Source organism: Paenibacillus sp. DMB20 (genome assembly GCF_000987955.1).
GTDB lineage: Bacteria > Bacillota > Bacilli > Paenibacillales > Paenibacillaceae > Paenibacillus_AQ.
The window spans coordinates 22,053-36,007 of record NZ_LAZU01000035.1; the positions used below are offsets into that span (position 1 = coordinate 22,053).

General features: G+C 52.0%; 12 protein-coding genes and 2 pseudogenes. 3 read left to right on the forward strand and 11 right to left on the reverse strand.

Features of this window, described 5'->3' with window-relative positions; translation table 11 throughout:
* The first annotated feature begins 11 nt into the window (after nucleotides 1-11).
* Nucleotides 12-524, forward strand: coding sequence for a YwhD family protein (locus tag XI25_RS18860; RefSeq protein WP_046679733.1), 513 nt, complete (start codon nucleotides 12-14; stop codon nucleotides 522-524).
* A 277-nt stretch (nucleotides 525-801) separates the two neighbouring features.
* Here XI25_RS18860 and XI25_RS18865 read toward each other — a convergent pair whose 3' ends face one another.
* The 7 genes from XI25_RS18865 to mscL all read right to left on the reverse strand — a co-directional run bounded on the left by XI25_RS18865 (nucleotide 802) and on the right by mscL (nucleotide 5,653).
* A complete protein-coding gene (locus XI25_RS18865) occupies nucleotides 802-1,977 on the reverse strand; it encodes a copper amine oxidase N-terminal domain-containing protein (RefSeq protein ID WP_046679734.1) in 1,176 nt (391 codons plus the stop codon).
* 220 nt (nucleotides 1,978-2,197) lie between these two features.
* Nucleotides 2,198-2,803, reverse strand: a complete 606-nt coding sequence (locus XI25_RS18870) for a Crp/Fnr family transcriptional regulator (protein ID WP_327204822.1) — start codon at nucleotides 2,801-2,803, stop codon at nucleotides 2,198-2,200.
* Nucleotides 2,804-2,884: 81 nt separating this feature from the next.
* Nucleotides 2,885-4,258, reverse strand: a complete 1,374-nt coding sequence (locus XI25_RS18875) for a heavy metal translocating P-type ATPase (protein WP_327204817.1) — start codon at nucleotides 4,256-4,258, stop codon at nucleotides 2,885-2,887.
* The gene (locus XI25_RS36390) at nucleotides 4,161-4,409 is read right to left on the reverse strand and encodes a P-type ATPase (RefSeq protein WP_327204818.1); all 249 of its coding nucleotides are present in this window, start codon (nucleotides 4,407-4,409) and stop codon (nucleotides 4,161-4,163) included. Before XI25_RS36390 ends, XI25_RS18875 begins: the two co-directional genes overlap by 98 nt.
* A 10-nt stretch (nucleotides 4,410-4,419) precedes the next feature.
* Entirely contained in the window at nucleotides 4,420-4,791 is a 372-nt protein-coding gene (locus XI25_RS36395) for a hypothetical protein (protein WP_327204819.1), read from the reverse strand.
* Between the two features lie 62 nt (nucleotides 4,792-4,853).
* Nucleotides 4,854-4,988 carry a hypothetical protein gene (locus tag XI25_RS36960; protein WP_442950417.1) on the reverse strand — a complete coding sequence of 45 codons (135 nt, stop codon included), beginning with the start codon at nucleotides 4,986-4,988 and terminating at the stop codon, nucleotides 4,854-4,856.
* A gap of 257 nt (nucleotides 4,989-5,245) precedes the next feature.
* Complete coding sequence (gene mscL, locus XI25_RS18885; protein ID WP_082112433.1) at nucleotides 5,246-5,653, reverse strand: large-conductance mechanosensitive channel protein MscL; 408 nt, start codon at nucleotides 5,651-5,653, stop codon at nucleotides 5,246-5,248.
* A 242-nt stretch (nucleotides 5,654-5,895) separates the two neighbouring features.
* Between mscL and XI25_RS18890 the strand changes: the two genes are divergently transcribed.
* Nucleotides 5,896-6,723, forward strand: a complete 828-nt coding sequence (locus XI25_RS18890; RefSeq protein ID WP_235439987.1) for an endonuclease/exonuclease/phosphatase family protein — start codon at nucleotides 5,896-5,898, stop codon at nucleotides 6,721-6,723.
* Nucleotides 6,724-6,857: 134 nt separating this feature from the next.
* Here XI25_RS18890 and XI25_RS18895 read toward each other — a convergent pair.
* From XI25_RS18895 to XI25_RS18905, 3 genes and pseudogenes are all read right to left on the reverse strand, one after another.
* Nucleotides 6,858-9,022: pseudogene (locus XI25_RS18895) on the reverse strand (heavy metal translocating P-type ATPase).
* Between the two features lie 104 nt (nucleotides 9,023-9,126).
* Nucleotides 9,127-9,531, reverse strand: coding sequence for an ArsR/SmtB family transcription factor (locus tag XI25_RS18900; RefSeq protein ID WP_046679736.1), 405 nt, complete (start codon nucleotides 9,529-9,531; stop codon nucleotides 9,127-9,129).
* A 179-nt stretch (nucleotides 9,532-9,710) separates the two neighbouring features.
* Entirely contained in the window at nucleotides 9,711-10,382 is a 672-nt protein-coding gene (locus XI25_RS18905) for a DNA-3-methyladenine glycosylase (RefSeq protein ID WP_046679737.1), read from the reverse strand.
* A gap of 273 nt (nucleotides 10,383-10,655) precedes the next feature.
* Between XI25_RS18905 and XI25_RS18910 the strand changes: the two genes are divergently transcribed.
* Entirely contained in the window at nucleotides 10,656-11,552 is an 897-nt protein-coding gene (locus tag XI25_RS18910) for a zinc ribbon domain-containing protein (RefSeq protein ID WP_046679738.1), read from the forward strand.
* A gap of 115 nt (nucleotides 11,553-11,667) precedes the next feature.
* Here the strand turns inward: XI25_RS18910 and XI25_RS18915 are convergent.
* A pseudogene (locus XI25_RS18915) lies at nucleotides 11,668-13,729 on the reverse strand (transglycosylase domain-containing protein).
* Nucleotides 13,730-13,955: the final 226 nt, after the last annotated feature.

Sequence of the window (13,955 nt, forward strand, 5' to 3'; positions counted from 1 at the left end):
GGTTTAACGAGATGGACAATCAAGAACAGCAGGGGAAGAAGCAGATCGCCCTTAATATCATAAGCAGCAAGAGCAAACATAAGGGATTCGGCGCGGGTTCCATCGATTTGAACAGCGTTTCTCCGGTTATCATTGACCGCGGGGAAGCCAAAATCGAAATCGGTGCCATGCACGCGAAGAGCAAGGTGGAACGGGGGATTAAGTTTTCAACGAACCGTGAGGACGTGCCTAACGGACGTCAAGTATGGATCGTGTGGGTCGCCGTGGACCGTACGGCCGAGGGACAGTTTTACGGCGGCATGACGGCCTGCGAAATGCTGATTGACGAGGAAGCGAGGCGCGGATGGAAAATCCTTGCCGACCATGTGAACAAACTGGACGCGGCTTTGAAGCGCAAGATTATCCTGGACGGCTTGGGAACGACGGAGAAAAAAGCACTAAAGAACCTGCTGATTTCGAAAAACGAAGAATGGTGGAACGCCTCCTCGGATGAATTCAAGCAGGCATTGGAAACGGAAGAATAAGCAGCGACATGAACAAGGCAGGTACCGGACGATCCGGTACCTGCCTTGTTTGGTTTGGGAGGAGACGGGGGCCCCGAAGGCCGGTCCTGTCTTCTGCCGAAGGCCAATCTGTGTAAAGTAACGGAATTGGCGTCCGTTATTTCTTGCAATACGCCGTTTTTCTTAAGAGATGAAAGTATAAACTACGGAGATTTGCCATCCTAATCTCGCAAGAAAAACTTCCGCTACATGTGGTCTGTCTTCTGTGAAGTACGTCGATAGACGTTTTTCTTACGAATTAAAACGGCAGCTTGTAGGAGAGCGTTTTGTGCTGGTTGAGCATGTCGTAATCCCACTTGAAGGTAAGCGTCTTGTCTTTGTAGCCAATCCATGTCAATCCGTCCCCGACAAAGCCGAGCTCGTTCGAAGGATATTCCTCAATCGTCTTCCGTGCTTCTTCGTCCAACAAATCCTTGTAGATCAGGACGGATTTCTTGGACTCGGGGTGGATGATGAATAACGTGGCCGTTTTATAAGGCCGTACAAGCAGGAAATCGGACTCGATGGCCTCTACGGTAAAATCGTCTTGGACACCGGTAATGGCGGCAAGATCATAGGTTTTGGCCACCTTGCCCGTTGGGTGGACAAGCTGCAGCGTGCTGCCGTTCACGATGGCCACGTTTCCCTTATAGCCGTTAACGTCCGGGATCGTCTTCCGACCGGCGGTGTTGAAGTAGCCGGTGACGCCTTGCTTGACGATTTTGCCATCGTGGATCAGGGCCCGGCCACGAGATTCATGGACATGCGGTTCCCCGGAGTAATTCTCAACATCCACAATGAAACTCGTAGCACTAACCTTGCGCGCTTTTATGTTGAGCCAGTCCAGATCCTTAACGGATATGGTACCGGCCGGCTTCGGTAAACTTCCGGCCTGACCGATGGACAGCTTCCGGGTTTCCTTGTTCAGCCAAAAGAGCGTATTGCCGACCGCAGTCGAAGCATACTGCTGCGGGCCGGCTTGAACCGACAGGATGGACTTCCCTTTCCAGGTTACGGGCATGCCGAAGCTTTTAGCCAGAAGTACCGCTGGGACGTAAGTGATACCGCCCCGGACTACCGGTGCGGCTCCCATGGCAATAGGCGTTCCTTTGGCGTTCAATGCTTTGGACTGACCCGGGGCGATCCGTACCGATTGTCCGGGGCTGTTGATATACATAAACTTTTTATCGGTTGATGTTGTGACCTGGAGATCGAGGTATTCGGACAGTTCTTTAACCGGAACAAAAACAACTCCGTTTTTCTTAAACGGGGCGTGTTTCAATTCCAGATCCCATGCTTTGCTCTTCTCCTGCTGGACCGCGGCGGCGGAAGCCGTCGGGGCCGAGCCCGGCAGGATATCGGATAACGGAGAAAAACCAAGCGTCAGGGCCAGCGCAGCTGCCCCGGCTATTTTGTAGGATTTCGTAGATCTCATAGAAAGAAAGCACCTCCCTTAGTGATATATATTAGACGCCCCCAGGGTGGAAAATGTTTCATGAAAATCCCATTTTTTTAAAGGCGGAACGCGCAGATCGTTAATCTGGGCTCGCATAAATACACAAAAAAATGTCCCCTACGCCTTTAAATAGGACATTTTTTTGGATGACTTGCGTTTTATGAGAAATAATGCGGGGCATTTATTTTTTTCGTATTTTTTACTCAATGGAAGTTTCGAGGATCGATTCCATATCCAGAATGATCAGCTTTCTCTGTCCCGTTTGCCGGATCCAGCCGCGTTCTTGAAAGGAAGTAAGGCGCCGGCTTAACGTTTCCTGCGTCATGCCTATATAGGATGCCAAATCCTTTTTGCTCATTGGCAGGGTGACTTCGACGGGACTGCCGGAAGAAAGGGGTTGGGGCTTCCCATGAACAAGCTCAATCAAGTAAGAAGCCATACGTTTTTCGGCATCTTGAGAGCTGAAACGTTCGATCATTTTTTCCGCTTCGTTCAGGCGTTTGCTCATCGTTTCAAGGATTTTCAGGGCAATGGCCGGCTTGGCAAGAAGAATTTCCCGAAGATCCGATTTATGAATGGCGCAGATTTCGGTTGTTTTCAAGGCCTCCGCATAATGGGTCAAGGTTTCATCCGCAAACAGGGACAGCTCGCCCATAAAATCCCCCGGTTCCAGAATCCGGACCAGTTGTTCTTTGCCCGATTCGGATAAACGGTAGATTTTCATCTGCCCCCGGTGAACGATGTAAATATGGTCGGAAGAGTCACCTGCTTCAAACAGAGTCTCTCCTTTTTTGATACGTTCGATGCGAGCTTTTTTTTCGCAATCTCAACCATTTCATCGTTTTGGAGATGATTAAAGATAGGAACGACGGAAATGCAAAGCTTTTTAACACTTGATTCTTCCTGGCCGTGCGCTTCGCATGGATTCATGGCGATGATCCCCCCTTTGGTGCCTATTATAACCTACAAGCCTTATGGCGTTAACGATGATGAGCAGGACGCTCAATTCATGAATGAACATGCCTGAGGCAAGAAAAATATGCTCGGTCAGGACGCCGGCCAATAATATCATAACCACGGATACGGCAAAGAACATGTTCTGCTTCATATTTCTGACGGTTGCTTTTGACAGCTTGCATGCATGGACCAGTTGATCAAGCTTGCCTGCCATTAACACAACATCCGCCGTTTCCATGGCCGCATCCGTACCGGTTCCGCCCATGGCCAAACCGACGTCGGCCGCCGCAATGGCCGGCGCATCGTTAATGCCGTCTCCCACCATAGCCACTTTATGACCGAGAGCTTTCAGTTCCTTTATTTTTGCGACTTTATCTGCCGGAAGCAGTTCGGAAAATACCTGATCGATTCCAAGCTGCTTCGCCACCTTCTCCGCCGTATGCCGATTATCCCCGGTAAGCATATAAATCTGCTTGACGCCGTTGTCCTTTAGCCGACGGATGCTTTCCCGTGCTTCCGCGCGGACCTGATCGGCAATTGAAATTACGCCCATGATGTCAGTTCCCGCTGCTGCAAAAATCGCCGTATTTCCCTGTTTCTCCTGTTCAATGGCATAGGCGTCGACTTCATCTGTTATACGAACCGAATGGATGCCCATCCACTTACGGTTTCCGATGGCCCAGGTTTCTCCTTCAATGACAGCTTTTATCCCGTTCCCCTTGGCAATTTCCACGTCGCTGGGTTGGCGAACAAGAGATAAGCCTCGGTTCAGGGCTTCTTGAACAATCGTCCTCCCTAAATGATGTTCCGAGACGACCTCCGCTTCGGCCAATCGGGTCAATAAAAGCTCTTCTTCCATCCGGTAAGCCTTAATGGCCGTTACTTCCGGCCGACCCTTGGTCAATGTTCCGGTCTTGTCAAATACGACGGCATTGATTTTGGACAGATGCTCCATCGTTTCGCCGCCTTTAATGAGCACACCGCTTTTGGCTCCATTGCCGATCCCCGCCACGATCGAAACGGGGGCGGAAATGACCAGGGCTCCGGGGCACGCGACGACCAAGAAAGTCAGGGTTAACTCTATGTTCCTTGTGAATAGAAAAACGATGACCGAAAGCGCCAAAATCGCCGGCGTATAGAAAGAAGCGAATTTTTCCAGGAATTTTTGGGTTTTGGCTTTGGATTCCTGCGCTTCTTCCACGAGCTCAATGATCTTGGCAAAAGCGGTATCCTCCCCGACTTTTTTCAGCGATGACCTCGAGGTATCCATGATCAACCACGGTTCCGCTAAATACCGTGTCATGGACTTCCTTCCGGGCCGGAACCGATTCTCCCGTGATGGATGCTTCATTAATGAAGCCTTGGCCGAAGGCCACTTTTCCGTCGATGGCGATCTTCTCGCCCGATTGGATAAGAACCCGGTCCCCTTTCAGGACCTCTTCAACCGGAATCATTACCGGTTTTTCATCCCTTAAGACTTTCGCTTCCCGCGGGGCCATGTCCATTAAGGACTTTAGGGAGGAGCGCGTTTTTTCCAAAGTGCGTGCTTCCAAATAAGCCCCCAGCAGGAATAAAAAACGTAACGGCTGCCGATTCCACGTATTCGCCGATGAACAAGGCCCCGATCACGGCAACGGTGACCAGCAGCTCGATACTGAATGTTTTCATCCTGGCCGATTGCCATGCGTTTCGCATGATAGGATAGCCCGCAATGGCTGTGGCGGCAATTAAAGATATATCCTTCATAAAATCGAGTTTGATCAGGTTAAACAAAAAAGCCAGGGCAAGAAAAACACCCGAAATGAGAACGGTGAGGCCTCTATGCTTTTTGGTCATGTCTTGTCATCCCTTTCGAAATATCCTGATAGCCATACCCGCCCATGATAAATATCGGGCAATTAGACCTCTTTGGATTCCAGCACAGGATACCCCAGCTTTTGAACCATGCATTTGATCTGTTCGACCGTCACGGCTTCCTCGTCAAAATGGACTTTTAATTTACTGGAGCTAAAAAGTACTTTCGCTTCTTTCACGCCCTCCTGTTTGGAAAGAGCACCTTCGATCTTTTTTCACGCAGCTTGGGCAAGTCAATTCTTCCATTTGGAATTTGGCGGTTTTCATTTTGTCATTCCCCTTTCTTTTATTCACACTTTCATCATATAGGGGATGGGGGATAAAGACCTTGACGCGCGTCAATTTTCAGATAGAATATGCCCGGGCTTTATTGGAATCACAAAAAAAGAAGCCGCAAACGAAGGAGCAATTCTCCGTTTTTCGGCTTCCCTGAGTATTAAGAGCGACTGCCTTGATTTTCATTTTGCTGCTTCAACAGATCCCGGATCTCGGTAAGCAGCACTTCCTCCTTGGGCGGTTCAGCGGGTGCGGCCGGTGCGTCTTCTTCCTTGCGCTTCAGCAGGCTGAGTCCCTTAATGAACATAAAGATCGAAAAAGCCACAATGATAAAATCAATCACTGCCTGCAAGAACGCGCCGTACTTCAAATCGGCTCCGCCGACCGGATAATGGAGCGCCGACAGATCGAGCCCGCCTAGCAGCAGTCCCAGCAGCGGCATCAATAAATCGTTAACGAGAGACGACACGATTTTTCCGAATGCGCCTCCGATGATGACCCCGATCGCCAGCTCCATGATATTTCCTTTGAGTGCGAACTGCTTAAACTCTTTTAATACTTCCCGCACGTTTCATGCCTCCAATTCTAATCTATCGCTAGTATTTTCACGAAATAGACATTTTTCTATCGTGAAGTTTATCATAAAATTTATAATTCATATATCCCCCAAAAGTAACCGAAACGCATCCCCGAATTTTACAAGATCTCTTAAAGTTAATTTTTCAGCTGCAGCCGGGAGTGTATAATAAACGGGAATCCGGTTACATAATGGTCTTAATTACCCCCATTATACGGATGAAGGGAGAGTAAATGATGAAGATACGGATGATTTCGCTTGTTTTCAGTCTGCTGTTCTCTTCGATATGTTCATATGGCGCACAGGCAGAGGACAGAGGGAACGGCGAAAAAGCGGGAACGACCCTCATGTCTTACAACATCCATCACGGCGTCGGCCTGGACGGTCGGCTGAGCCTCGAACGAATCGCGGAGGTCATTCGTGATTCCGGTGCGGAGATCGTGGGCTTGCAGGAGGTTGACCGGTTTTTCGGGATTCGCAGTGCTTTTAAAGATCAGGCTAAAGAGCTGGCGGGCTTGCTCGGGTATCATTATGCCTATGGGGCCAACCTCGACTTTGATCCGGCGGAGGGACAGACCGAAAGGCCGCAGTATGGTACCGCCATTGTAAGCAAACACCCGATTATCCGGTCTGAAAATGTGCTGCTCAGCAGCTTTGGTAAAGAACAGCGCGGGATTCTGCATGCCGTCGTGAATGTACGGGGCATCCATGTAAATGTGTACAACACGCACCTTGGACTGGACGTTCCAGGCCGTATGGCGCAGGCGCAGGAAATTATTGACCTTGTGTCGGTCGCGGAAGGTCCAGCGCTCTTACTGGGAGATTTCAATGCAGAGCCGGGAAGCGGGGAGCTCCAGCTGCTGCTGAATAGCGGCTTGTTTGTAAACGGTTTTCAGGGAATGGATGATGCCTATACCTTCCCGGTCCGCAATCCGTCCACAATCATTGATTATATCTTAACGTCGCCTTCTCTTCGGCACGACAATCAGCGGGTAATAAGGACGGAGGCCTCGGATCATCTACCGATTGTTACGGATGTCGTATTCAAACGGAAGGATTAACAAAATGAGGGTGTGTCCCTGTCATCCAAGATGACTGTGGGACACCCCGCTTTGTTAAGGCTGCGTTTATGGAAAGGCTTGAAGTAGTAGTCTGACGTTGTTTTTAGAAGGCTATCTGTTTGGTCGTCAGTCTGTCAGGCCGTGACAGCCGGTTTATCTTTGCCCAACAGTATGGTCAGTCCAAGAAGCGTAACGAGAATGGTCGCGCCCATATCCGAAATGATGGCAATCCATAGGGTGAGCCATCCGGGAATGGTCAACAGCAGGGCTATGGCTTTCAGAGACAGGGATATGCCGATGTTCCAACGGATAATGCGGTTTACTTTTCTCGCCGTCCGGATCGCATTCGGCAGCTTGCCGAGGTGATCCTGCATGAGGACGATATCCGCGGTTTCGATGGCGCTGTCCGTCCCTTTGCCCATGGCAATGCCGAGGTCGGCTGCGGCCAGAGCCGGTGCGTCATTAATGCCGTCGCCCACCATGCCCGTCTTCTGCTGATGCGCCAGCTCTTTGATTTTGGCAACCTTTTCTTCAGGTAGAAGTCCCGCAAAATAGCCGGACACCCCCGCCTGCTTCGCGATGGATGCCGCCGATTGCGCATGGTCGCCGGTAAGCATGATGGTATTCGTAATTCCGGCTTCATGCAGTTCTCGGATGACGCCCGGCGTTTCCGTACGAATCTCGTCCGCCAGTCCAAACAATCCCAGCACGGACCGCTCGCTTGCGGCCACGATAATCGTGTAGCCCTGCTCTTTCAGGCGGCCGATGTCTTTCCGGACTTGATCCAGCTGCGCTGTTCCCGCCCCCTGAATATGGCGCAGCACTTCTTCGCTGCCCACCCAATACAGGGTTCCGCCAACCTCCGCACGCACGCCTTCTCCAGGCAGCACGGCCGGCTGAAGGGGCTCCTCAAAGCTTTGCTCCGGCTGTTTGGCAGCCAGATGTTTCATCACCGCTTTGGCCAGCGGGTGCAAGGAGGATTGCTCAAGCGCCCCGATCACGCCGTAAAATCGGTCTTCATTATAAACAATCTCTTCATAAACGGCTGGCTCGCCGCGAGTCAGGGTACCGGTCTTGTCAAAGGCGATGGCCTGAAGACGGCCAAGCTGTTCCAGGTGTACGCCGCCCTTGACGAGGATGCCGTTCCGGGCCGCCCGGGTCATGCCGCTCACAAGCGCAATCGGGGAAGACAGCACCAGCGAGCAGGGACAGCCGACGATAAGAATCGATAGCCCTTGGTAAACCCAGGTCATCCACGGCTGGCCGAACAGGAGCGGCGGCACAAGCGTTACGATGAGGGCAATCACCATGATGGCCGGCGTGTAATACTTGGCGAATTTATCGATAAACAGCTCTGTCGGGGTCTTGCTGTCCTGTGCTTCCTGAACAAGATGCATGATTTTCGCCAAGGAAGAGTCTTCATAAGCCTTGGTAATCTCAACATTCAGCAGCCCGTCGCTGCTGACGCTGCCGCCGAATACGAGGTCTCCTTCCCGCTTGGTTACCGGAACGGATTCACCCGTAATGGCTGCCTCGTTAACAGCGCCGGTTCCTTGGGAGATAATCCCGTCCGACGGAATCTTTTCTCCCGGACGGACACGGACAATGTCGCCGGGGGACAAACTTGCAATCGGTACGCGTACGGCCTGGCCGTCCCGGATCAGCTCGGCCTCCTTGGGTGCGGCGGCAAGGAGGGCTTCCATGGACTGGCGGGCCCGGTTCATGCCGTAGCCTTCAAGCATTTCGTTCAGGCCGAACAGGATGGCGACCAACGTGGCTTCCCGCCACTCCCCGATGAAGACGGCTCCGACGAGTGCTACGGTCATCAGCGTATCCATATTAAACTTAAACTTGGTCAGATTGCGCAGTCCGCGGAGAAACGTAGTATATCCGCTCAGAATCATGGCTGCAGCATAAAACGTAATAAGCACAGGTTCCGCCACCCGGTTATCGAGGGCAAACGTCAACAAATAAAGAACGGCAGAGATGGAGAGCAGCCATTTCATGCGCGCTCCTTCACCATGGCTATGACTGTGCCCATGACCGTGCTCATCGCCGTGTTCATGCTTTCGCCATGCGAGTGATGAGGAGTGCCATGAGAGTGAGAATGCCCGCGGCTGCCCGCGGATCCGGCCAAGGAAGCGGAATCGGCCGATGGGCGGATCAGGCGAGCTCCATCGCTTTTCAGAATATTTTCCACGCGCTGCAGATCAATTCTTGGGGAAACGGTCAGCTTGCCGCTGTTATAACTCAGTTTGGCCTCCCGGCCGTGTTCAAGCTTCCGGATTTCCTCCTGCATCTCTCTTGTACAGTTGGGACAGGACAAGCCTTGAACCCGGTATTCCGCAAACTCCAAGTCCCGGTCCTTTTCTATGCCGCCTGTTACGGGATCGTTATGATGTCTCATAAGTCCACCTTCTCCTTTTGATGCTCCAGTGTCATATGAAGCAGGGTGCGAATATGATCGTCTTTCAGGGAGTAAAATACGTTTTTGCCTTCTTTTCGGGATTTGGCGATATGTTTATTCTTCAAAGTCCTGAGATGATGGGAAGCCGTTGCCGTGGAGCTTCCCAGCACTTCCGCGACATCGCAGACACACAGCTCGCCGCCCCGATCGAGCATGTACGCGACTTTTACCCGGGTAGGATCGGCAAGGGCTTTAAAAATTTCGGCCATACCCGCTACATCGTCGTCGGAAATATCATGCTTCAGCCGGGAGACCGTTTCCGGCGATGGGCAAAAAGTTTCGCATACGTCCAGTTGGTCCTGTACAGATGGAGTAGAAACATTTGGATTGGTGTTGGTCAATGTTGGTAGCCTCCCCTTTGTTGTTCTTTATCACGTTCATCGTAAAACGGATGATGGAGCATCATATTCAAATGATCATTTGATTGTTAATTCCACTATACGCCAAAAATGATCATTATTCAAACGAACATTTGATTATTATGGTGAAAAAAAATGCCCGTTCCCGGGCACATCAGAGCTTATTTATAGAGAAAAGGAACGGCTTGCTTATCAACAACCGACACATATGGATTTCCTTCAATATAAAACCGCCAAGGCTTGCCCGCATACTCCTCGGCATAGGGAATATTGATCCGCGGCGACTGCATGATGGGCAATCCGGCCGCGCTTTCCCCCTGTTCAAGATACAGGGGACCGCCGATCCGGTCGAGGCGGCAGCCGTTCAGGCTTTTGTCGATGCGGAGCGCCCTGCACAGCTTGCCCGGTCCGTTGCTTAGATTCGAGGGCTTTCCGGCCGGAAGCTTACCGCGGTACAGTCGCATTCGGTCCGCGTCACGGGAGGTCAGCGGCTCCACCGCCCGAATCAGAACGGCCTGGGGATCATTTTCCGGTCCCGTGACGACATTGACGCAGTGATACATCCCATAGATCAGGTAAACATAAGCTTTGCCGCCGGCGTGAAACATCGTTTCCGTTCTGGCGGTGCGCCGGCCGCCGAAGGCATGCGAGCCTTTATCCTCTTGGCCTCCATAGCTCTCCGTTTCAACGATCCTGCACCGGATTTCCCCGTCCTCCGTCCGGCGCACAAGCGTCTGTCCAAGCAAAAGCGGGGCTGCTTCCAAGGCGGCAGCCGAATAGAGCGAATGGGGAAGAGGCCGGTTTAGCGGCGTCGATCCGTTATTTTTTTTGATGAGTCATGCAGCTGCACCTACTTTTTAATTAATCACTATCCTATATAAGGGCCTTATATATAGTATAAACCAATTTTTAACAAGCTTGCTAAATGGGAGAGAGGGGACAGAAAATACTTCCAATCCCTTTTGAGCGCATATATACTAATACCTAAAATAGCTCAGGGCTCACATATCCAACTTATGAATGGCAGATTTCATACATATCTTCATATTTTTAGACATATTACATATATTCAAGATGGAATGTGCAGCCGACGAAGGAGGAAAATAATGATTTGTACCATTTGCGGGCACGAGAACGAAGGCGGCCAGTTCTGCCGGAAATGCGGCAACAAGCTGGTAATGGAAAACGAAGGCACAATGGAGCAGCCCGAGGCGAAAGCTGAAGTTGTGCGTTTTACAGCGGGCCATTCCGGAACCGTTGCCCAAGCGGATGCGGAAAGAGCAGGCCAGGAAGCCTCCGCCGGCAGCCAGCAGGCGCATTACACCACGGCATCTGCGCCCCAGGCCCACACGTCCGGCCATACCGGCCAGGGAACGCCTCAGCCCAATCCTTATCTGGAGAGCGCCAAGCAGAATTCCAAGATCTACTTCAACTATTTTGTTAAGGGTTTGAAGAATCCGTTAGGCGTAGCACAAAGAACGGGTTCCGAGCAGTTTCTGAACGGGATCATATCGATCGTTCTGTTCGTTCTCATTCTCCCGCTGATGACGTATCTGTCTATCGGATCGGCACGCAGCTACATGAACAGCCCGTTTGTCGATCTGGTGATAAAGCCCGTATTTTGGCTCGCGGTGTTCATGCTGCTGGTGGCTGTGTATACCTTTGGGGCCGTGAAGCTTTCAACGAATCCATCGGCGGATTTCAGGGAAATCATCGCCCGTTACGGAACGCTGCTGATTCCGTTGATCGTGATCGTTTTCGTTGGATTCCTGTTCATCATGATGGGAAGCGGAATCGGGGTTGCCTTAATGAGCATCGGCATGATCGGGGCGATCTTTACCGCTCCGGCCGTTATCACCATGGGTTACAAAAGGGAGAACGTTCGCGGACTGGATACGCTGTATGCCATTCTGCTGATCTATGCTGCGGTATTTATCACGATGATGGTGATCGGAGACTCAATCGGTTCGCTTCTGAAGCCGACCTCGCTTTTCGGTTTTTAAGTTGAACAGACGGATGTCTTATAACTTAAAGGAAAACAGCCCTGCATGGATGCTATCTATGCAGGGCTGTTCGTTTTTGTCGGGGCCGGCTGCCTTGCATTCCGGCTGATCCCCCTTACTCCACCCACCACCGCTTGAAATCGGACCACCAGGACCGTTCTTCCTGTTTGACGGTGTCGGCGGGCTTGGCCTTTTTATTCGGCTCCTCGCCATGCTCGGTGCAGTATTCGGTGGGCTCGGTACCCTTGATGAACACCTCCAGCGCTTTCTCCGGGCAATCGGCATCGGCCAGCTTACCGGTTTCCGGATCGATATAGACGCTTACGACGTTTTCGGGGATGGGGAAAATTTTCGGCGGAACGTTCTCCAGCGCCTTCTCCGTAAACTGGGCAAAGATCGGCGCGGCATGCCGTCCCTCGCTTGTGTTGATCTCTCGGCCCTTGTCATAGCCGACCCAGACGGCAGTCGACAGCTCGGGCGTATACCCCACCAGCCAGGCATCCGTATCGGTCGTGCCGGTTTTGCCGGCCACGGGACGTTTCATGAGCGAGGACACACGTCTGCCGGTTCCCCCGTTTTCAAATACGCCTTCCATCATCCGGGTGAGCACGTACGCTGCAGCAGGCTCTACGACCTGCTCGCCTTCATCCTCCGGCGCGCTGTACAGGCTCCTTCCGGCGGCATCGGTAATGCTCAACACGGCTACGGGATCTACCCGCTTTCCGTTATTGGCAAGAACCGCAAAGGCGGAGGCCATCTCCAGCGGACTGATCGGCGACGTTCCCAGCGCAAGGGAAGGGACGGATTCCAGCGTGCTCGTAATGCCCATTTTTTTTGCCATTTCCGTTACCTTCTCCGGGCCGATCTGCAAAATGGTATTGACCGCGTAAATGTTATCCGAGGCTGCGATCGCTTGCCGCATATTGATTTCGCCGAGATATTTGTCTCCAAAATTGCTGGGCTTGTAAGTTTTGCGGTTGTTATCGTAGTGGAACAGGGTCGGCTGGCTGTTAAACATCGTCACGCCGGTCATTTCATGCGATGCCAGAGCTGTCAGGTACATAATCGGTTTAAAGGTGGAGCCGGGCTGACGGGTTTTGGCCAAAGCGTGGTTGTACTGGTTTTCCCGGTAGTTCTTCCCGCCGACCATTGCTTTGATGTAGCCGTTGCGGGGGTCGACCGAGACCAGGGCCGTTTCCAGCTCTCCCTTCCCGTCCATCTCCTTCGCCACGGCTTCCTCCGCCGCTTGCTGCGCTTGGGGATCCAGCGTTGTATAAACGTTCAGTCCCCCTTGCTCGAGCTGCTGCTCCGTAATGTTCAGCTTGGCGGTCAGCAGCCCCCGTACATAATCCCGGAAAAAGGACGCGGTGGCCTTGTTCTCCTGCCGGTCCTGCGGAAGCAGCGCCAGCTTTGACGAAGCGGCCTTGTCGGCCTCGCTTTGGGTAATATCCCCGGTTTCCACCATGGCGTTCAGCACGAGTTTTTGGCGGTTCATCGCATTTTCCATATGGTTATATGGAGAATAGTACGTTGGCCCCTTCGGAATTCCCGCGAGCATGGCGCTCTCGGCCAGATTCAACTCTTTGGCCGGCTTGCCGAAATACATGCGCGCTGCCGATTCGATGCCGTATGCACCGTGTCCGTAATAAATCTCGTTCAGATACATTTCCAAAATTTCATCTTTATCGTATTTCATCTCCATCTGGACCGTGTATTTGGCTTCTTTGAGCTTTCGCTCCAAGGTTTTTTCATGGGACAAATACAGGTTTCGCGCCAGCTGCTGGGTTAGCGTGCTCGCTCCCTGTTTGCTGTTCATATGCTCCAGATTGACGAGTACCGCTCTGGCCATACCCTTCAGGTCAAAGCCGGGATGGTCGTAAAATTTCCGGTCCTCCACCGCAAGCGTGGCTTTGACAAGCAGGGGGGGAGATTTGGTCCAAGGACACTGTTTCCGAGAAGCGGCCCGAGGAGGAGAAGGTGGCGATGACCTCCCCGCGGCTGTCCAGGAGCCTCGAAGCCCTTTCCGTTTTTGCGACGGGAAGAGGCGTAACATACCAATAGGTCAGCAGAATGCCGCCTGCCAGAACGGTCAGGATAAGAAGACCGAACATCAGGGCTGTCAGCCGGAAGAACCATGTTCTTCGGCGCTTATGCGGTTTTCGATCCTGGCCTGCCATACAGATGCTCCTTTTCGCTGGTTTTTGTTCCCGGATTTCTCGTAAAAAACGCCCCTGACGCTAGATGAGAAGGACGACGAAGCCGTTTTCTGCTTGTTATTCATTATGGGGAACCATGGAAAAGGATATTCATGCGCAGGACGGCGATTTTGCTTAAGGGAAGCAGCCCCTGATAATTTGGTTGCATTTTGGGCTTGATTTAATATAATACAATTTGTTTGGTACA

Coding starts and splice junctions, on each gene's coding strand:
- XI25_RS36395 (WP_327204819.1), bottom strand. CDS start 4,791: ATGACCAAAAAGCATAGAGGCCTCACCGTTCTCATTTCGGGTGTTTTT.
- XI25_RS18890 (WP_235439987.1), top strand. CDS start 5,896: ATGATGAAGATACGGATGATTTCGCTTGTTTTCAGTCTGCTGTTCTCT.
- XI25_RS36390 (WP_327204818.1), bottom strand. CDS start 4,409: ATGATTCCGGTTGAAGAGGTCCTGAAAGGGGACCGGGTTCTTATCCAA.
- XI25_RS18875 (WP_327204817.1), bottom strand. CDS start 4,258: ATGACACGGTATTTAGCGGAACCGTGGTTGATCATGGATACCTCGAGG.
- XI25_RS18860 (WP_046679733.1), top strand. CDS start 12: ATGGACAATCAAGAACAGCAGGGGAAGAAGCAGATCGCCCTTAATATC.
- XI25_RS18865 (WP_046679734.1), bottom strand. CDS start 1,977: ATGAGATCTACGAAATCCTACAAAATAGCCGGGGCAGCTGCGCTGGCC.
- XI25_RS18910 (WP_046679738.1), top strand. CDS start 10,656: ATGATTTGTACCATTTGCGGGCACGAGAACGAAGGCGGCCAGTTCTGC.